Source organism: Thalassotalea marina, assembly GCF_014656435.1.
In the GTDB taxonomy this organism is placed as follows: Bacteria; Pseudomonadota; Gammaproteobacteria; order Enterobacterales; family Alteromonadaceae; genus Thalassotalea_C; species Thalassotalea_C marina.
The window spans coordinates 468224-487428 of record NZ_BNCK01000002.1 but is presented as its reverse complement, the minus strand read 5'-3'; the positions used below and the strand labels follow the sequence as shown (position 1 = coordinate 487428).

General features: G+C 38.8%; 18 protein-coding genes. 14 read left to right on the top strand and 4 right to left on the bottom strand.

All coding sequences use genetic code 11. The features are described 5' to 3' along the window. The 3 genes from IE199_RS05465 to IE199_RS05455 all read left to right on the top strand — a co-directional run bounded on the left by IE199_RS05465 (position 1) and on the right by IE199_RS05455 (position 1108). Entirely contained in the window at positions 1-321 is a 321-nt protein-coding gene (locus tag IE199_RS05465; RefSeq protein WP_373304765.1) for a hypothetical protein, read from the top strand. 8 nt (positions 322-329) lie between these two features. Further along, positions 330-800: an ion channel gene (locus tag IE199_RS05460; protein ID WP_189768069.1), complete on the top strand. Its 471-nt coding sequence runs from the start codon at positions 330-332 to the stop codon at positions 798-800. A gap of 68 nt (positions 801-868) precedes the next feature. Then, positions 869-1108: an LPP leucine zipper domain-containing protein gene (locus IE199_RS05455; protein WP_189768066.1), complete on the top strand. Its 240-nt coding sequence runs from the start codon at positions 869-871 to the stop codon at positions 1106-1108. A 38-nt stretch (positions 1109-1146) separates the two neighbouring features. Here IE199_RS05455 and IE199_RS05450 read toward each other — a convergent pair whose 3' ends face one another. Both IE199_RS05450 and IE199_RS05445 read right to left on the bottom strand, forming a co-directional pair. Then, positions 1147-2028: a L,D-transpeptidase family protein gene (locus tag IE199_RS05450; protein WP_189768065.1), complete on the bottom strand. Its 882-nt coding sequence runs from the start codon at positions 2026-2028 to the stop codon at positions 1147-1149. Beyond that, a complete protein-coding gene (locus IE199_RS05445; protein WP_189768062.1) occupies positions 2028-3545 on the bottom strand; it encodes a CYTH domain-containing protein in 1518 nt (505 codons plus the stop codon). Before IE199_RS05445 ends, IE199_RS05450 begins: the two co-directional genes overlap by 1 nt. Positions 3546-3697: 152 nt before the next feature. Here IE199_RS05445 and IE199_RS05440 point away from each other — a divergent pair, with 152 nt between their 5' ends. From IE199_RS05440 to IE199_RS05425, 4 genes are all read left to right on the top strand, one after another. Beyond that, on the top strand, positions 3698-4303 hold the full coding sequence (locus tag IE199_RS05440; protein ID WP_189768060.1) for a TIGR04211 family SH3 domain-containing protein: 606 nt from the start codon (positions 3698-3700) through the stop codon (positions 4301-4303). A gap of 67 nt (positions 4304-4370) precedes the next feature. Beyond that, entirely contained in the window at positions 4371-5435 is a 1065-nt protein-coding gene (locus IE199_RS05435; RefSeq protein WP_189768058.1) for a CDP-glycerol glycerophosphotransferase family protein, read from the top strand. A 180-nt stretch (positions 5436-5615) separates the two neighbouring features. Then, a complete protein-coding gene (locus tag IE199_RS05430; protein WP_189768056.1) occupies positions 5616-6032 on the top strand; it encodes an FAD synthase family protein in 417 nt (138 codons plus the stop codon). Positions 6033-6045: 13 nt separating this feature from the next. Continuing rightward, entirely contained in the window at positions 6046-7569 is a 1524-nt protein-coding gene (locus tag IE199_RS05425; RefSeq protein ID WP_189768054.1) for a capsule assembly Wzi family protein, read from the top strand. On the opposite strand, the gene IE199_RS05420 is transcribed toward IE199_RS05425, so the two are convergent. After that, entirely contained in the window at positions 7564-8595 is a 1032-nt protein-coding gene (locus IE199_RS05420; RefSeq protein ID WP_229854541.1) for a CDP-glycerol glycerophosphotransferase family protein, read from the bottom strand. The genes IE199_RS05425 and IE199_RS05420 overlap by 6 nt on opposite strands. A 393-nt stretch (positions 8596-8988) precedes the next feature. Here IE199_RS05420 and leuA point away from each other — a divergent pair, with 393 nt between their 5' ends. From leuA to IE199_RS05395, 5 genes are all read left to right on the top strand, one after another. Next, positions 8989-10542, top strand: coding sequence for a 2-isopropylmalate synthase (leuA, locus tag IE199_RS05415; protein ID WP_189768050.1), 1554 nt, complete (start codon positions 8989-8991; stop codon positions 10540-10542). Positions 10543-10595: 53 nt separating this feature from the next. Further along, the gene (gene leuB / locus IE199_RS05410) at positions 10596-11687 is read left to right on the top strand and encodes a 3-isopropylmalate dehydrogenase (protein ID WP_195826734.1); all 1092 of its coding nucleotides are present in this window, start codon (positions 10596-10598) and stop codon (positions 11685-11687) included. 2 nt (positions 11688-11689) lie between these two features. Beyond that, on the top strand, positions 11690-13099 hold the full coding sequence (gene leuC / locus IE199_RS05405) for a 3-isopropylmalate dehydratase large subunit (RefSeq protein ID WP_189768048.1): 1410 nt from the start codon (positions 11690-11692) through the stop codon (positions 13097-13099). 9 nt (positions 13100-13108) lie between these two features. Beyond that, positions 13109-13705 carry a 3-isopropylmalate dehydratase small subunit gene (leuD, locus tag IE199_RS05400; protein ID WP_189768046.1) on the top strand — a complete coding sequence of 199 codons (597 nt, stop codon included), beginning with the start codon at positions 13109-13111 and terminating at the stop codon, positions 13703-13705. A gap of 70 nt (positions 13706-13775) precedes the next feature. Further along, complete coding sequence (locus tag IE199_RS05395) at positions 13776-14993, top strand: cyclic di-GMP phosphodiesterase (protein WP_189768044.1); 1218 nt, start codon at positions 13776-13778, stop codon at positions 14991-14993. A gap of 201 nt (positions 14994-15194) precedes the next feature. Here the strand turns inward: IE199_RS05395 and IE199_RS05390 are convergent, their stop codons facing one another. Beyond that, entirely contained in the window at positions 15195-16778 is a 1584-nt protein-coding gene (locus IE199_RS05390) for an AAA family ATPase (RefSeq protein WP_189768042.1), read from the bottom strand. 125 nt (positions 16779-16903) lie between these two features. On the opposite strand from IE199_RS05390, the gene IE199_RS05385 reads away from it, so the two are divergent. Further along, positions 16904-18109, top strand: a complete 1206-nt coding sequence (locus tag IE199_RS05385) for a multifunctional CCA addition/repair protein (protein WP_189768040.1) — start codon at positions 16904-16906, stop codon at positions 18107-18109. 261 nt (positions 18110-18370) lie between these two features. After that, entirely contained in the window at positions 18371-19108 is a 738-nt protein-coding gene (locus IE199_RS05380; RefSeq protein ID WP_189768038.1) for a CPBP family intramembrane glutamic endopeptidase, read from the top strand. The last annotated feature ends 97 nt before the right edge of the window (positions 19109-19205 follow it).

Sequence of the window (19205 nt, the reverse complement as noted above, 5' to 3'; positions counted from 1 at the left end):
GTGAATCGTAAAGTCCCTGAAAAATGGCAATCCTCAGTTAAAGCAGCAAAAGCGACACAAGTCGCTTTTGATCTTGATGAAAAGTTCCAAATGCAAATTCGCCGTGAAGCTTTGGAGTCCGGCTTAAGCCCTTCAGATAAAATTAGAGAAATTTTGGGACTAACAGTTAATAAACGTCCAAAAAGGCCAAGACTTACAGTAAGTCTCTCAGCCGAAGATTATGAAATCCTCGCAGAAAAGTACCAGCTTACACCAGAACAGCAGCTGGAAATAAAACGTAAATTAATGGATGATTTAATTCATTACGTCAATGAAGATTAAAATTAATTATGCCGAAGAAATTTCAAACCTTTACCATTGATGAGTTTGGCGTAAAAAACTACAACTCACTCTTTCTATTAATCATTACCGTTGTTGTTCTTTATGCCATCATCGCTGTGCTGGCCATCCCTTTGCACCAAGTTGAGTCTGCAACATCAATAAGTAACATTAAAACCTACAAGGACGCTTTTTGGACACTTCAAATGAGCGCTAGTACCATAGGTTTTGGGGATTTTTATCCTGTCACTTTAGAGGGGCGTATTATAGTTGCCGCCATGTTTTATATTGGTGTTGGCATGGTAGGTTTTGTTGGAGCGCAGTTTGTAAATAAATTTGTAGGCTTTTCTGATACCAATGTTAAAAACCGCGAACTTAGAAAACAAAATGCAGAAATACTAGAACACAATAAAGTGCTAGAAAGAAAAATTGATTTATTAGTTGATAAAATTGAAGCTATCACTGATAGAGCCGCCAAATAACGCTTGCATTTTTTCAACTATCACTTAGTTTTATACTCTACAATAAACCGCTTAGAAAGGACTGAGTCATGAAACACGTTGCAATTATAGCTGCAATAACTGGGTTAGCATTAACTGGGTGTGCTAATAATAATGGAGTTGAACAACAAGTTAGCTCTTTATCAAATAAAGTCGATAAGCTCACTATGGAAGTCAGCAAATTAAAAGCTGAGCAAGAAAAACAAAAAAATGCACTCAATGCATTAAAACAAGCCCAGAAAGAGACGAATCAAAAGTTAGATAACATTTCTTCAAGTTTTAAAAAATAAGCTTATTAATAAACTATCTCCCAATAACAGTGCAGAAGCTAGTCGACTAACAGTTTCTGCGCTATCCCTTCACGCTGTTTTAATATTTGTTTTGCCTGTTCTCGTTCCTTTTTTGCACTAGGTAAAAACGCTTTTAGCGCTTTAGCAATAGACATATCTGGCGCCGCATCACTTAAAGGTTGATGTGCTTCAAGCCATTTGCCGTCATGCTCGTAAGACATCTTAATAGGGTGATCAATTATTTTGATTTTTGTGCCCTGTTTTACATTATCAAACAACCACTTAATGTCTTGATCATACATACGAATACAACCAGAACTTGCTCTTAGCCCTATTCCCATACGTTGATTACTACCATGGATCAAATATTCACTCGTGCCAATACGCATTGCATACTTACCAAACGGATTATTCGGCCCAGGGGGAATTTCTTTAGCTAACTCAATGCCATGCTCTTCTTTGTATCGCTCTCTCATCGCTTGAGTAGGCCGCCATGTCGGGTTTTTACGTTTTTCGCCGATATAGCTTGAAACTTTCGGCGTAGAAAGCCCCTGTTTACCTATACCAACTGGAAATACGTAGACAAGATTTTCTCCTGGAGGAAAGTAATACAATCGAAGTTCTGAAAGGTTGATCACTATCCCCTCTCTTGGTCCATATGGGAGGAGCATTCTTTTAGGTATAGTAACTGTACTACCTTCAACAGGTAAAAATGGATCAACACTCGGGTTTGCCGCAAGTAACGCTAACATACCAACATTGTAATACTCAGCTAATGCCTGAAAATAGTCGCCTTCAATTACTTGGTGTTCAACATTTTCACCAATTAACCGGCTATTTTCCTTAGGCAATTGATAAACGCTGGCAAAGCAGCTATTTAAAAAAATACCGGCGGAAAATAAAAGAAAACCAAGGCGCATTAATCACGCCAATAGACAGGCATCATTAACGCGGCGTCTTTGGTGTGAGACAAAGCCAACATTAAATTGTCAACTTTGCTTTGCTGCCAAGACTGTATTTTTTTGATCGGATCATTATCTTCAACATCTAGTTTGTCTAACTGTTGATGAATAATCCAAAGGCTTTGCAGCTCTCTTAAGCCCAATTCCATATCAATCCAAGGAGCTCGAAACTGATGTCTCAAATCCTGCTCAAATAAAAAGCCAAACCAATTCCCTGTGAGCAAACAACGATGCAATAAGTTTCTTTGTGCCAAATATGACTCAGCATCGTTAACTGATAAATTGCTCATTGCCTCAGTTAACTCGCGCAAACTATTATCCATTTGCTGCTGTGCAAAGGTTCGAAAATCAAGCGATGTCACATTATTTATTAATTGCGAGCTATGTTCATTTGATACCACGAGGTTAAGTAATGCCAGCTGTAATTGATTAAACCTTTCACTGTGCATTAATTCTTTTGTCATTTGAAAATCGGGAAACCTTCGCTTCTCAAGTTTAAGCTGTTGAATAAGTTGCTCACTGTATTCCAACTTTTTGCGATAATTTCCCGTTTTGTTCATCAACTCTTTGAGGAAAATTGCATTATCAACCCAAGAGAATAATTGAATAAAGTGACTGACCTCTTGCTTAAGCTCAACTAGCGTTTCAGTCAAATAATCGTTAAATAACCAAAGGCCATGACGAACAGTTGACAAAATATCAACAACCACAGCTAAATCTGCAATTTTTTCGCTTTGCAAATATTGCTCAATACTCTGCTGTAATTGCATTAAATAGTGATTAACACCTTGCACAAACATCTCTTCGGCGCTTGTTACTGATTGTACACAAGACACCAACATTTGAGGCTGATGTTGATATTCAATTTTACCGAATAACCTATATCCTCTAGCCGCTTTACTATGGATACCCGCTCTGAGTGAAAGTTGGTGAAATAAAATATCAGCTAAAACAAACAAATCTGAGATATTGCCAGAAACTAATTCAAGCTCAAGCTCGTTAATTTCTTGGCAATCCCCTGCTGCGCTTATCGTACCACGATCATAAGCCATTTCAATTTTGCTATCGTTTAGGTTCAACAACCAAACTTCGCGAGTAAAATTTGTCGTAAACAACGAAATAAGCTGCGCTTGCAACTGAGTGATATCTTCGCCAGATTGCCAAATTTCAGTGGGAAATAATGATAAGTTAGGGAAGTTTTCTTTAATATCAACGTTGTATTCTGGTCTTTGGTGTAAACCTCCAACCACACGTCCAGACGTTTTAATTGTTTGTTCTAGGCCCGAAGCTGAGGATCGAATTCGCAATCCAATGTCACGCAGCCTTAAGGCTAACTCCGGCGTATCAAAATAACAATTATTGAGCTGCTTTACACTGTGCTCATATGTGATGTGATGTTTTTCAAGTGTTGTTTTAATAGTTTTTGATACATCTTCACTTAAAATCAGATATTTAAGTTCGACTTCTGTACTCATAAAGTAATTTTTTTCAGCAATTAAGCTTAGTTAGGACTAATCTTGTTAACCATACAAAAGCACAGGCTATCACGCAATATTTTTCGCTTGCTATCGTTGCCTCAAAGCCCTACTATTTTTAATACTGATCATGAATTAGCTTTGGTAACTAAATGAAATTAATAACATGTTTGCTGCTTGTGTGTAGCCTTCTCTCAGCTCCTGTCGTTTTAGCTGCACAATCGACCGATGAAAGTAACGCAAATATTGGCTATATCACAGATGATTTATTCATCTATATGCACGCGGGTCCTGGCAGTCATTATCGCTTAGTTGGTAGTATTAACGCCGGTGATGAAATTAGCTTAACGGGCAAAACCGAGAATGACTACACAGAAATTATTGATACAAAAGAGCGCACTGCTTGGGTTGAATCAAAGTATGTTTCTGTTGAACCGGGCTTACGCCAAGTTATCGCTTCGCTCAATGCGCAATTAGCAGTACAAAGCGAAGATTATCAACAAGCTAGCTCTCAATTGACCGATAACAACCAACTTATTACGTCATTGCAATCACGAGAAGCAGAGCTTTCAAGCCAAATCGAAAACTTAAATAAGCAACTTGATACTTTACGTGGTCAACTTGATAACCAAGACCTTGAAATTAAAAAAGAATACTTTTTTAATGGCGCTATTGTTTTAGTTGTAGGCCTAATTCTAGGAATCGTACTACCTCGTATTTCTGTTAAAAAACGTTCATCCATGGATAACTGGAAATAATTTGTAACACTTAGGGCGGCATTTCATGTTAGTATTCTGCGCAATTTAGATTACGAAATGCCGTTTTATGAAATTAGTCTTTGACGTTTTGCATCTTTACTACTTACCTCAATATCTACCTGTATACCGAGAACTACTCAAGCAAAACGCTGGCACTGCAACCTTCATATTTTATCACGGTGTACACGACGAAATTATTAAAGAAATCATTCAACAAGAAGCATTAGACCATGTATGGGTGTCTTCCTGTGAACAAGCAATTGAATATTATATTCAACACCAAGCTGACTGGATCTTTTTTGCTAATGCTTGTGATCACCTAGAGCAAGTTCACAAAGTCAGTAGAACAGTACAACTTGGCCACGGCATTGGCCCAAAGACATCTTATTATACTAAATCAAACACCCCAACTACGGTTAGGTTTGTTGAAGGTGAATACCGTACACAAAGGTTAAAACAAATGTACCCAGAGGATACCTTTGTTGATGTTGGCTTTTGTAAACTAGATCCTATTATTCAGGGGCAATCATCCACAATAGATTTGTTACAAGTTGGATTAGAACCTGATAAAAAAACCTTGCTTTACGCGCCTACATTTTATCCTAGTAGTATTGAATGCTTTCCAAGAGATTGGCCAAATACCTTCGCAAATTACAATATATTAATCAAACCACATTACTTTTCACTGAGTAAGTCAAAGTATAAGAAGCAAAGAGAATTACTCGAATATTGGCAAACGTTTGACAATGTATATCTAGCTAACGTTACCGATTATTCGTTAGTACCGTTTCTAGCTTCTGCAGATTTGCTTATTAGTGACGCGTCATCTGCGCTCTTTGAGTTTGCTGCTTTAAACAAACCTGTCGTTTGGTGTGACTTCTTAAAGCTTCGTTGGAGTTATCGTGGCCCGTTTGCTTTTCGATTTAAAAATCGTATGGATCAAGACTATGGTGAATACGCTGAAATCGCAGTCCACGCGAAGAAATACGAGCAACTAAAGTCTATTGTTGATGAACAGATTGCCAATCCAGCTTTGTTGTCAAAAGAGAGGCAACACTATGCTAAAAAGTTAGCTGGCACTTTGGACGGCCAAGCAAGTAAACGTATTATTAATTATCTAATCAACCATTAACTGCAGTTCAGTTACTACAGGTAGAACACTGGTGTTAACATTTTATCTAGTGCTAGCTCAGAATAAAAAACGCTAAAAACTTATTTGATCACTTTTTTACAATTTTGCAACGAAGTCGTCTGTTTTAGCCATCTTACATTGTGTAGAATAGCGGCCAATATTTGTAATTAAGGGTAATTCATGAAAAAGATAGGTTACACCACAGGTGTTTTTGACCTTTTTCACATCGGTCATTTAAATGTTTTAAAACGAGCAAAATTAGAGTGTGATTATTTGATTGTTGGTGTTACCAGTGACGAGCTCTGCTTAAGCGCAAAGAACAAAAAACCTATTATTCCATTTTCAGAACGTATGGAAATTGTCGAACACATAAAGTTTGTTGATGAAGTAGTTCCCCAAGTCAATTACGACAAAATGGAAGCTTGGAATAACCTGAAGTTTGACCGAATGTTTGTTGGTGATGATTGGAAAGGCACTGAAAAGTGGAATCAAATAGAACAAGACTTTGCTAAAGTTGGGGTTGAAATCGTATATTTCCCATACACCAGCCACACTTCGAGTACCAAGCTGCGAGAAGTATTAGAAAAAATAAAATAAGCCGATACCTTCAATGAAAAAACTTTTATTCGTTTTAATCGCAACTGGATTTGCGACAAAAGCTGCTTTTGCAGATCCTTGGGTTGATACCAGTAATGTTTTTTTACGGGCTAATATCCAAGTGCTTGCTGATGCAGGCATTATAAAGACGCCTGTTACAACATTTCCTCTGATGTGGCACGACATTAATAAAGACCTGAACAATGTATATTTGTCACAGCTAAGCCCAAAGACGAAAGAAGCTTTTCTCTATGTAAGGCACCAACTCAAGCTGGCTAAAAGAAATAGTAAACTGATCACTGTCAATGTAGCCTCAGACGATAAACGATTTACAAGTTTCGGTGATGAATATCGCGATGCTAATAACATTAAAGTTGCGACATCATTTAAATCAGAGCGTTTCGCCTTTAAGGTTTCCACATCGTATAACCCAAGTCCAATTGATGAAGATAAAACTCGCTTTGATGATAGTTACGGCGCATTTTTTCTTGGTAATTGGGTGTTTTCTGCTGGTATGCAACAGCGATGGTGGGGTCCAGGCATAGATACTAGTTTAATTTTGTCAAATAACGCTAGACCAATGCCTGCACTTACCTTATCTAGAAAGTCATCAGAGCCCTTTACCATTCCGTGGACTGATATAGATATTCCATGGACGGTAACCACCTTCATGGCAAAAATGGATGATAAACGAGTAGTAAAAGACACGTTACTATGGGGTTTTCGATTAAACTTTAAACCTACTCAAAATTTAGAAATTGGTGTATCTAGATTAGCGCAATGGGCGGGAGAAGGTAGGCCTAAAAATTTTAGTACTTTTGTAGATGTATTAAAAGGGTTAGACAACTGTGGTGGTAATGGTCCATCTGTCGAAGAATGTGCTGCTGGAAAAGAGCCAGGTAACCAGTTAGCAGGTTACGATATACGTTATTCAAATACTATTTTTGATCACCCTTTCGCACTTTATTTTATCACTCATGCTGAAGATGGCGACCGTAAAGGTGGCTTAAGTATTTTAGGTGAAGAAAAATATCAAATGGGGATTGAAACTCAGCTTCACGCCTTTGGTTACAACTGGAAACTTTATTTAGAAAGTACAGACACTTATGCACTATGCAGTGATGGAGTGAATGGTGATGGAACATCACGTATTGGCAACTGTTACTACGAGCATCACATTTACAAAACAGGTCTTAGATATAACAAGCGTAGTATTGCTAACCTTTATGACAATGATGCCACTTCGCTGGTATTAGGAGCTTCAACGTTATCAGCCGGAGATACCCAAATAGAAACTAAGTTACGCTGGCTTCAGTTAAACAAAGATAATGCTGATAAAGCGCCCGAAAACCCAATTATCGGTAATCCGTTAACGTCAATTGCTGAAGATATGTTTATGGTATCGAGTAAAGTGCAACACAGCTATAAAAATTGGCGTTTTACCATTGGCAGTGACATCAGCAGATCAACCTTTGATAATGCGGTAAAAGATCAAACTGATGTCAATGTGTTTGCTCAGGTTGAATACAACTTATAAGCGCCAGTAGTTTAATGCTTTTCTTATTTTAAAGCGCCTAATCAAATTTAATGGTTTGCGCTTTAAATGGCTTGTGCCACGTTCAATTAAGCTATCTATCGCTGTTAAAGTTCTAGCTGCGGACTGACCATCTTTGTATGGATGAATTGCATTACAATGAGCCTGAATTAACGCCCGTTGCTCTGGTGAAACATTCAAAGCTGACGCTAACGCTTGTTCCAACTCTTGTGCTTGGTTGATGTTAATCATCCAAGATTCAGGTCGACGATTATTCATCGCCACAACAGGTTTATCTTGCAGGGCAAACTCCGCAAGAATTGATGAAGTATCTGACAACAACACATCGGCAGCTTGAAGCAGTGGAATAAGATCTGCAGTTTCAATAAAGGTTAAGTTATCTGACTGTATCGCTTTATACATATCAGCTTCTTCTTTAGTCGCTTTAGGGTGAAGTTTTACCAACCACTGCCAATCCTTTGTTTTGCTTAAACGCTCAATTTCAGGCAACAAGGCATAACTACTGCGTAACTTTGGTGAAAAAGTTGGTGTATACAATACTAGCGGTTTGTCAGAAATATAATTCGCTTTATTCGGATGCTCAGTAAATAAAGCATCTAATTTTGCCCATCCGGTTTCAACAATTTCGCAAGTACCATCATTTATCGCGTTAAATGCCTTAGTAATGTTAGCGCCTTGTGTACAATACAAGTCAAAAAAACCACGAATGTTAAATTTGTTCTTTTTGCCTGAATCAAACCCATGAAAAACTTGCACTTTGATACCAGGAAAAAAGTCCGGCACGTAATTCCCAGGGGCTAATAATGCATCAGCATTAAAAGCCATAACACTGTCAATGTCAGGAAGATTGTGATCTTCAGGTAATAAAAAAGCTTCTGCTTCACTTCCAGGTGGAATATACCAAGCATATTCTCCGCCATTTTTAACGATTTGCTCAGCAATAGGCCTTAAGATACTAAAAGAATATGAGAGGGTTACATAAAATAAATATTTTTTTTTCTGACTCACAACAGTTACTGCATTTATTACCATGGGCAAATTGTAATGCTAAACCCAATTGAATACCAATCCCTAGCCTTTCAATTGGTATTACATGTTTACTTATTCATTAATTGACTAAGTTTATACACACATACTCTTAATTAATGTTTGACTTAAACAAGTAAACTGCGGTACTAATAGATCAACGATGTAATTTAATTACAAAATAAACTTTCTAGGCGAAATGAACAAAGCAACAACTAACACTTTATCTCTCCTCCTCCTCGCACCAACATTGCGCGGATAGGTTTGTTGTAGCTATTAGAAAGTAAAACAGAATTTAACTTAAACCCGCGCTAATAAACGCGGGTTTTTTTATGCTTGTAATTTATTAGCGCAAAGTAAATTTAGGAATAAAACATGGAAAATCAAGTTATTATATTCGACACCACCTTACGGGATGGTGAACAAGCATTAACCGCAAGCTTGTCAGTTCATGAAAAGTTGCAAATTGCCTTAGCAATTGAGCGATTAGGTGTCGATATTATTGAAGCAGGCTTTCCGGTCTCCTCCCCTGGCGATTTTCACTCGGTACAAGAAATTGCTAGAACAGTAAAAAATGCCCGAGTTTGCGCTTTAGCGAGGGCTGTAGAGGCTGACATTCAAGCCTGTGGCGATGCATTAAGTGTTGCTGAGCAATTTAGAATTCACACCTTTATTTCTACATCTGATGTTCACGTACAACAAAAGTTGCGCAAAGGCTTTGATGATGTAGAAGCCATGGCAATTAATGCCATTAAATTTGCACGTAAGTTCACTGATGATGTTGAGTTTTCCTGCGAAGATGCAGGTCGCACGCCAATAGATAACTTATGTCGCATCGTTGAAAGCGCCATCAAAGCCGGTGCAACAACAGTTAATATTCCTGACACGGTAGGTTATACCTTACCAAACGAATTTGGCGGAATTATTCAACAAGTATTCAATCGAGTGCCAAATATTGATCAGGCGGTAATCTCTGTTCATTGTCACAATGACTTAGGTATGGCGGTTGCAAATTCAATGGCAGCTGTGCAAGCAGGCGCTCGACAAATCGAATGTACCATTAATGGTATCGGCGAACGAGCGGGCAACTGTTCGTTAGAAGAAGTGGCGATGATTATGAAAACTCGCCAAGAATTTTTAGGCGTTCATACCAATATCAATCACCAAGAAATTGCTCGCACCTCTAAGTTAGTGAGTCAATTATGCAACATGCCTATTCAGCCCAACAAAGCAATTGTTGGCAGCAATGCTTTTAGTCACTCATCAGGTATTCACCAAGACGGTATGTTAAAAGCATCAAATACTTATGAAATCATGACACCGGAAAGTGTCGGCATTGCAAAAACTAAATTAAACCTAACTTCTCGTAGTGGCCGTCATGTAATTAAACATCGAATGGAAAGCTTGGGTTACAAAGAAACTGATTACGACCTAGCCGAGTTATACAAAGACTTTTTAGCCCTAGCAGACAAAAAAGGCCAAGTGTTTGATGATGACTTAGAGGCACTACTGTTTAACATTCAACAACAAGATGAAAAAGACTTCTATTCGTTGGAAACGTTAAACGTACAGTCAGGTGGTGGTGAATTTGCTACAGCCAGTATCAAGCTAGCTGTTGGCGAGCAAAAAGTCATCGAAGCAGCAACGGGTAACGGACCTGTAGACGCTTTATATCGCGCGATAAAACAAGCAGTTGATGTCGAATTTGAAGTAACAGATTACAAAATTTCGAATAAAGGTTCTGGTGAAGACGGTTTAGGCCAAGCCCACTTAGTTGTCGCATGGCAAGGTCGAAACTTTCACGGCTACGGTTTAGCCACTGACGTTATTGAGGCGTCAGGTCAGGCATTAATTCACTGTTTAAATAATATCAGCAGAGCACAAACTATTGCTGAAATTAAAGAACAGAAAAAAGAAGCAAACGGTTAATAGTGCGCTTTGAACATTCAATACAAAAGTTTAATTAATTAAGAGCAAAAATAATGTCCAATATTGCAATTTTAGCCGGTGATGGCATCGGCCCAGAAGTCATGCAAGAAGCAGTAAAAGTAATGTCAGCTGCTGCAGACAAATTTAATTTTCCATTATCTTTTAACCATTTTGATGTTGGCGGCTGCGCTATCGATAACCATGGTACAGCACTGCCAAAATCAACCATTGATGGTTGTGAACAAGCAGACGCTATTTTATTTGGCTCGGTCGGTGGGCCGAAGTGGGAAAACTTGCCACCTACAGAACAACCTGAAAGAGCTTCATTATTAGGTTTACGAGGCCATTTTGGTTTGTTTTGTAATATGCGCCCTGCTCAGCTGCAATCAGCCATGTCGTCGCTATCCCCTTTACGTGCTGACATTTCAAATGCAGGCTTTGATATTTTAGTGATGCGCGAGTTAACTGGTGGTATTTATTTTGGCGAACCTAAAGGACGTAAAAATCCGGGCACGCCAGATGAAGCAGGCTTCGATACTATGATTTACTCACGAGCAGAAATTTCTCGTATCACCCGTTTAGCGTTTGATGCCGCGAAAAAACGCAATAACAAAGTAACGTCAATAGACAAAGCTAACGTATTAGCTACGTCGCAATTATGGCGTGAAGTTGTCAATGAAATTGCCGCTGAGTACCCTGAAGTCACGTTAGAACACATGTACGTTGATAATGCCGCGATGCAATTAGTGCGCAATCCTGGGCAATTTGATGTCATGTTATGTTCGAACCTATTTGGTGACATTTTATCGGATATCTGTGCAATGATCACAGGTTCTATGGGCTTATTACCGTCGGCAAGTCTTAACGAGCAAGGCTTTGGTATGTATGAACCAGCAGGTGGCAGTGCACCTGATATTGCTGGTCAAGGTATCGCCAATCCTATCGCACAAATTTTATCTGCCGCGTTATTGTTACGATACAGCTTAAATCAAAATGAAGCGGCAACAGCCATTGAAGCGGCCGTAGCAAAAGCGTTAGACGAAGGTAACTTTACACGTGATTTACTGCCTGCTGAACAAGCATCACAAGCAAAATCAACCAGTGAAATGGGTGATATCATTTGCCAATTAATTAAGGAGAGCTAATCATGGCTTCTACGTTATACGACAAGTTATGGCAACGCCATGTGATAGAAGAACAAGCCGGTGAAACACCTTTGTTATACGTGGATCGTCACTTAATTCACGAAGTGACTTCTCCACAAGCCTTTGCCAACTTACGTTTTCACAATCGTCCGTTACGCCGCCCAGAGCGCACAATTGCCACGATGGATCACAACATATCTACACGTTCAATTGATATTAATGCAGCAGGCGAAGGTGCAGCTAACCAATTAAGAACTTTAGAGAAAAACTGTAAAGAGTTTGGAATTAAACTGTTTGGTATGGGCCACAAAAACCAAGGCATTGTTCACGTAATGGGGCCAGAACTTGGCCTAACGTTACCAGGCACAGTGATTGTTTGCGGTGATTCACATACTGCAACTCATGGTGCCTTTGGCGCCTTAGCATTTGGTATTGGTACCTCAGAAGTAGAGCATGTATTTGCAACCCAAACACTTCGTCAAACCAAAGCCAAAACCATGAAAATTGAAGTTAAGGGCAAGGTTGCTCCTGGTATTAGTGCCAAAGATATTATCTTAGCGATAATTGGAAAAACAGGCAGCGCTGGTGCAACTGGTTACGTGGTTGAATATTGTGGAGAAGCCATTGAAGCACTTTCAATGGAAGAGCGCATGACAGTCTGTAACATGAGTATTGAATTTGGTGCCAAAGCTGGTCTTATCGCACCAGATCAAACCACATTTAACTATTTAGAGGGGCGTGAATATGCTCCTCAAGGTGACGTTTGGCAACAAGCAGTTGAAGACTGGAAAACACTGAAAACCGATGATGGTGCAGTATTTGATCATGTGCTTACTCTTGAAGGAAAAGATATTAAAGCACAAGTAACATGGGGAACTACTCCAGGCCAAGTTATTGAAGTGGATGCCGTTGTGCCTTCTCCTGATGATTTCACCGATCCTGTGGAAAAAGATTCTTGTGCGAAAGCCCTAGCCTATATGGGGTTAGAAGCTGGCACAAAAATAACTGATATTGAAGTTAACAATGTGTTTATCGGTTCTTGCACCAATTCAAGAATTGAAGATTTACGCGCCGCTGCGTCTATTGTTGAAAGTTATGCTGCCCAAGGGAAAAAATGCTCAGATAAAGTGACAGCTATTGTTGTACCCGGCTCATACCAAGTAAAGGAACAGGCCGAAAAAGAAGGCTTGGACAGTATTTTTACTCGAGCAGGCTTTGAATGGCGTTTACCTGGTTGTTCTATGTGTTTAGGAATGAATGACGATAGATTAAAGCCTGGCGATCGCTGTGCATCAACCAGTAATCGTAACTTTGAAGGACGCCAAGGTCGAGGTAGTAGAACTCACCTAGTTAGCCCAGAAATGGCAGCAGCAGCGGCGATTGAAGGCCGATTTGTCGACTTAAGTGAATAGGAGCAAAAAATGGAAAAATTCACTACACATACAGGCTTAGTGGTACCGTTAGATGCTGCTAATGTTGATACTGACCAGATCATTCCAAAGCAGTTTTTACAAAAAACTGAACGAGTTGGCTTTGGTCAACACCTATTTCACGATTGGCGTTATTTAGATGATGAAGGTCATCAAGCTAACCCAGAATTTATTTTGAATTACCCACAGTATCAAGGTGCCAGTATATTACTTGCCCGTGAAAACTTTGGTTGCGGTTCAAGTCGTGAGCATGCGCCGTGGGCAATTCAAGAATATGGATTTAAAGTGGTTATTGCGCCAAGTTTTGCCGACATATTTTATGGTAACTGCATCAACATTGGCATAGTGCCTGTGCGTTTACCAGAAGAGCAAATCAATCAACTATTTGATACTGCTAGAGATGCAGGCCTGACTTTAACTGTTGATTTAATTAACAACACAATAACTAATGGCGAGTTAACTTTCTCTTTCGAATTAGACAATTTCCATCAATATTGTTTAGAGCAAGGTATCGACAGCGTTGGTTGGACACTAAACAAGCTAGATAAAATTCAATCATACGAAGACAAACTTCCTGCTTGGCAATAAAAACTCGCTGAAATGTCTAATAGGTGGTAACTTTAAGTATACAGAGCTTAAAGTTACCACGTTTTATTGCATGACAGATCCACGTTCCTTTGAAACAATTTCGGTAAGTGACTTAGTTGTAGGCATGTACGTCGTTGCTATTACCGATAGTGAAAACCTCGAAATAAAGTCTGAGGGCTATGTGAATAGTGCAAACACTATTCGCCAGCTACAAAGAGCCAAAATTAAGCAAGTTTGTGTCGACCCGAGTAGACAAAAGAAAGTCGAAAATATCGATCGCGTGCTTAGCGATATCCCCTCACTAAAAGAAAAACAGCAAGCCAATCGTCCTAAAGTTGAACGCACACTCGACCAAGAAATGAAACAGGCGAGTAAACTTTATAACGATGCTAAAGCGCTGCAAGCCAAGATCATGGGGTCAGTTAAGCTAGAAAAAGCCCTTAAAATTGACAATATCTCTGAAACTACTAATGCCATGGTTGATTCGGTTTTTAGAAACTCCGACGCTTTAAGTTGTTTAACTCGGATGCAATCGAAAGACTCTTATCTGTTAGAGCATTCATTAAATGTTGCGATCTTAATGGCAGTATTTGCTAAACACTTAGGTTTTGAAAAAAGACAAATTCAGGAAATGTTTTTAGGTGCTTTTTTACATGACTTGGGCAAAGTATTGATACCTGATGAAATTCTACATAAACCTGGCGCGTTAACCGACAAAGAGTACAAAATCATGCAGAGCCATGTTGCTCTGGGGTTAAAAATGCTTGAAGACAGCCCTGAGATTTCTCATATCGCTATGCGTATGGTTAGAGAACATCACGAACGCAACGATGGTCGAGGATATCCCAAAGGATTAACTAAAGAAGATATATCCAAATATGGGCACATGATTGCAATTGTCGATAGCTACGATGCTATGACCAGTGATCGTGTCTATCAAAAAGGTATGACACCAATCAAAGCCTTTAAGATATTAGTATCCGAATCACCTGCAAGTTTTGATGAAGAGCTGGTAGAAAAATTTATTCAATGTTTAGGTGTCTACCCAGTTGGCACTTTAGTTAAATTAAATAGCGGTAAACTAGGGCTGATCAGCAAACTCAACCCACAAAGGCCATTACACCCTTATGTTAAAGTGTTTTACAGCACACGAATGAATCAAGCTATCCCGATTGAAGAGATAAACTTGGCACAAAGTAAATATCGCGATCAGATTGATTGTTGTATCAAACCAGAAGAGTTCAATATTAACTTGTTAGGCTTCTTCCACGCGGCATTTATTAACTAACCTCAGGTTTGTATAAGAAATAGTGCTAAAGCGAAGAAAACAATAAGTTAGTAGTCTCTTATATTTCTAGTTCGATATTTTTGGCTGAATTCAAGGCATTTTGCAGCAGGAATAGCTAGCTATTTCGCTTCAAAATAACGCTGAAGTCAGTAAAAATAGTACCTAGAAACGCATTACTTATGCGAGCTGAGGTTAACTAAACTACCAGTTAGTTAATGCAGGTATGGTAAAGCTGTGCTCTTTAAACAACAGCACGACATGTTGAGGTAATATGTGTTGCAACACAACCCCAGATGCAATTTGCTGCCCTTCAGAAAAGTCTTTACCATTAACCCTAACCCACCCTTTGCCATCACTTGCATACATGTGAAGTTCAAAACTTAAAGCAGGTAAACTGTTTTGAATATTTTCGGGCATTTTATTGATGGGCTGAAAATCGCTTTCCAATAATGGCTTTTCTTCCAGCTTTGCCTGGGCATCGGTTTCGATAATAGCTTGTTTAAAAGCGGCTAATAATTCAGGTGACACATCATCTTCGGCCGTAAGTTCAAAACCAAGTTCACTTTGGCTTTGCTGCTGTTTATATTGCTCAACATTGTGGCCTAACACTAGCGGCTCTTTTGACTCTGCCTCAGTATTAGCAATACTTTGATCATTATTATCATCAGCAGTTTCCAATCGTTCATGTTCAGATTGCAATGCTCCTGTGATGTCTTGATGATCAGCACTTTTAATCGTATTTGTTGATGCAATAGGCGTAATTTTTTCGGCACTTTCTAGTAATTGGCCGTTTGCCATTTCATTGGTGGCTATAGTCTTAGCTGGTGGTAATGTTTCCGACGTTGTTACTACTGGCGATACAGGCTCTGTGAGAAATTTAATACCTAAGCCAATACCTAGCACCATAAACACACTGACCCCAAGCCCAATAGCGATTGATTTTAGCCAAAGTGAACCGCTATCTCTTGGCTCCAAGGGCGCACCAAGGGCTTCATCTGCCGCTTGGTAAATAATTTTTTTATTCACTAGTGATTGGTTTTGGCCGTAAGCTAATATCAATGCACGATCACAAAGCACGTTAACGACACGAGGAATACCGTTAGATATTTTGTGTATCGCCTTGATAGCACTGGCGTTAAATAAGTTTCGCTGACATTGAGCAACTGACAGCCTATGTTCAATATATTCGGTTAGTTCATTTAGGGTAAGTGGTAGTAAGTGATACCTTGCAGTAATACGCTGAGCTAATTGACGTAAATCACGTCGTTGCAATAGTTGTTGAAGCTCTGGTTGACCAATTAAGACCACTTGTAAAAGTTTTTTAGTATTGGTTTCAAGATTAGTTAATAACCTGAGTTGTTCTAACACTTCAGGTTGTAAATGTTGAGCTTCATCAATAACCACTAAAGTATTGATATCTTGCTCGTGGTTTGCCAAAAGCTTTTCTTGGATTTTGTCTGTCAGATATTTTAGTGTAGCGCCTGACTTTTTATATCGAATATTTAAACTGTCACATATAGTCGCTAACAATTCATCACTTGATAGGGTTGGATTGAGAATAAAGGCTGCCTGCGTATTTTCTGGCAACTTTTCCATCACAGTACGACTAATAGTAGTTTTGCCTGTACCCACTTCGCCAGTAAGTAGCACAAAACCGCCACTATCACCCAAGCCATGACTTAAATGCGCTAACGCTTCTTTATGCCTACTGCTCATAAACAAGTAAGCAGGGTCAGGAGCTATGGTAAATGGGGCTTCGCTTAATCCAAAATACGCGGTATACATGAGGTCATTTATCAAGTTAAAAAGCACAAGCAAGTTAACCTTTCTCGCGACATAAGTCAAAGTTCAGGCGCTGTAATTTTGTAAGCTTGTGATACACTATCACTTTATTTATCAAAGACTTTATCATGCAAGACTTAACCCCAGAAAAAGCCTTAACCTATTATTTAGTTGGTGGCGCAGTTAGAGACAGTCTGCTTAACTGGCCTTATCACGAATGTGATTATGTCGTTGTTGGCAGTGATGTTGACACTATGATTTCGCTCGGTTTTCAGCAAGTAGGTAAAGACTTTCCTGTATTTTTACATCCGGTCACGAAAGAAGAATACGCACTCGCTAGAACAGAAAAAAAACAAGGTAAAGGTTACACTGGTTTTGTTTGTTATGCGTCGCCTGATGTAACCCTTGAACAAGACTTATTGCGCCGAGACCTTACCATTAACGCAATAGCCAAGGGGGTTGATGGGAACCTAGTTGATCCATATAACGGCCAAGAAGACATTAAAAACAAAATATTAAGACACGTTTCACCAGCCTTTAGCGAAGACCCATTACGGGTATTACGTGTTGCAAGGTTTGCCGCCCGCTACCACAACCTAGGCTTTACCGTTGCCCCAGAAACCATTGCCTTAATGCAAGATATTTCATCATCAGGTGAACTGAACAGTTTAGCAGCAGAGCGAGTGTGGAAAGAAACCGAAAAAGCCCTAGCAGAGCAACATCCGGCAACTTATTTTGATGTATTACATCAAAGCAAAGCGCTTACAGCATTGTTTCCAGAGCTTGATGCAATTTGGCAAGATGATAATTTTGCATGTAAGCAAGCGGCAAAAGCAGCATTAATTGCAGCTAGCTCACTTTCCCAAAACATTGATATTCGCTTTGCTGCTATGTGCCATGCAATTACCTCAAATTCAGTAAACGAAATAAATACAGAAACAAACCTAGTTAAACAAATGTGTGAACGCATCAAAGTGCCAAATCAAACAAAGTTATTGGCAATTCAAGTTCACCAACATGTTAAACAAATTTTAGATGTTCAACATCTGAGTCCAAAAGCAATATTAACTTTATTTAATCAATTAGATATTTGGCGTAAAGGCGAGTTTTTTGTACAGGTGATAACAACTTGCCAAGCAATTTCACTTGCTTCAACAGAAAATAAAGATCACTTTACTCAAGGAGAAAATCTACTCAAGTTGGCAGAGCAAACAAGACAAGTACAAGCAAAACCTTTTGTAGAACAAGGCTTGCAAGGGCTAGAGATAAAAAAGGCTATCTCAGCGAAGCGCCTTGAACTGATTGAACAGTCCACCTTGTTCCAAATTCAGTGACGCTAAAATCGTTATTAGTAGTAACCTCAGGTTTGTATAGGAAATAGGGCTAAATATAAGAAAACAATAACTTAGCACAATTTTATTGTGCCACTATTAATAACAAACCAAGCTTTATACAAGCTATTCACAATGTTTATGTTATTGCCATAATCTAAACTAACGATTAATTTAAAACGTGAAACAATTGGCAAAATACAATACAAAAGCGTTAACAAGCACATCGGAATTAGTGTGCTATCTAAAAAATAAGGATATACGATGACAACTACATCACTTCCCGAAGATAAAACAAGCAGTTCCCTTTTATCTACACTTTCCTGGCTATTCTTACTCACTATCGTCATTCAGTTTGTTATCGCTATTTTTATTACCATGAGTGATGTCCTATCATTATTTGTTAATCAACAACTCACAATGGAGCAATATGAGAGCAATCCATATTTACTTTTTATTGGCATCTTCTTTTATGCAATCGCCATAATTCCTTTACTTAAATATGCACTTAATGAAAACAACACTGCACCTATCACACAACAACTGGCCTTTAAATCAGTCCACTTAAAAACCCTGACTTTTACCGTTATTGTTACTTCAGTATTTATGATATTTGAATTCAGCACCACGGCAGCACTTGATGTGCAAACGCCAGTTTTTATGAAAAATTATGTAGAGCAAATTAATAACTGGCAAGAAATAGTAATTGCCGTTATTTCCATAAGCGTTTTAGCGCCAATAGCGGAAGAAGTTATTTTTAGAGGTGTTGCTTATGCTCGTATAGTCAACAGTAGGTTTGGCGTAACAGGAGCAATTGTTATTCCCAGCATATTTTTCACCCTGATACATATGCAATACGAACAAATCACAGTGTTTATTCTGATATTTATCTCTTCAATTTTGTTCGGCGTAATAAGACATCGCACGCAAAACATTTGGTACTGTATTTTGTCTCACTCACTAATGAACTTCATTTCACTAGTTATGTTATTACAAGATTAGTCGTACTTACACCTGTTGGATTAGAGAGCTTCATATAAAACCTAATTTGCTGATAAGCCCTGCGCAAAAAAAGCGCTGCAACAAAAAAGGCTCGAAT

Coding starts and splice junctions, on each gene's coding strand:
- IE199_RS05460 (WP_189768069.1), top strand. CDS start 330: ATGCCGAAGAAATTTCAAACCTTTACCATTGATGAGTTTGGCGTAAAA.
- IE199_RS05450 (WP_189768065.1), bottom strand. CDS start 2,028: ATGCGCCTTGGTTTTCTTTTATTTTCCGCCGGTATTTTTTTAAATAGC.
- IE199_RS05455 (WP_189768066.1), top strand. CDS start 869: ATGAAACACGTTGCAATTATAGCTGCAATAACTGGGTTAGCATTAACT.
- IE199_RS05380 (WP_189768038.1), top strand. CDS start 18,371: ATGACAACTACATCACTTCCCGAAGATAAAACAAGCAGTTCCCTTTTA.
- IE199_RS05435 (WP_189768058.1), top strand. CDS start 4,371: ATGAAATTAGTCTTTGACGTTTTGCATCTTTACTACTTACCTCAATAT.
- leuB (WP_195826734.1), top strand. CDS start 10,596: ATGTCCAATATTGCAATTTTAGCCGGTGATGGCATCGGCCCAGAAGTC.
- IE199_RS05445 (WP_189768062.1), bottom strand. CDS start 3,545: ATGAGTACAGAAGTCGAACTTAAATATCTGATTTTAAGTGAAGATGTA.
- leuD (WP_189768046.1), top strand. CDS start 13,109: ATGGAAAAATTCACTACACATACAGGCTTAGTGGTACCGTTAGATGCT.
- IE199_RS05440 (WP_189768060.1), top strand. CDS start 3,698: ATGAAATTAATAACATGTTTGCTGCTTGTGTGTAGCCTTCTCTCAGCT.
- IE199_RS05390 (WP_189768042.1), bottom strand. CDS start 16,778: ATGTATACCGCGTATTTTGGATTAAGCGAAGCCCCATTTACCATAGCT.
- IE199_RS05385 (WP_189768040.1), top strand. CDS start 16,904: ATGCAAGACTTAACCCCAGAAAAAGCCTTAACCTATTATTTAGTTGGT.
- IE199_RS05430 (WP_189768056.1), top strand. CDS start 5,616: ATGAAAAAGATAGGTTACACCACAGGTGTTTTTGACCTTTTTCACATC.
- IE199_RS05395 (WP_189768044.1), top strand. CDS start 13,776: ATGACAGATCCACGTTCCTTTGAAACAATTTCGGTAAGTGACTTAGTT.
- leuC (WP_189768048.1), top strand. CDS start 11,690: ATGGCTTCTACGTTATACGACAAGTTATGGCAACGCCATGTGATAGAA.
- leuA (WP_189768050.1), top strand. CDS start 8,989: ATGGAAAATCAAGTTATTATATTCGACACCACCTTACGGGATGGTGAA.
- IE199_RS05425 (WP_189768054.1), top strand. CDS start 6,046: ATGAAAAAACTTTTATTCGTTTTAATCGCAACTGGATTTGCGACAAAA.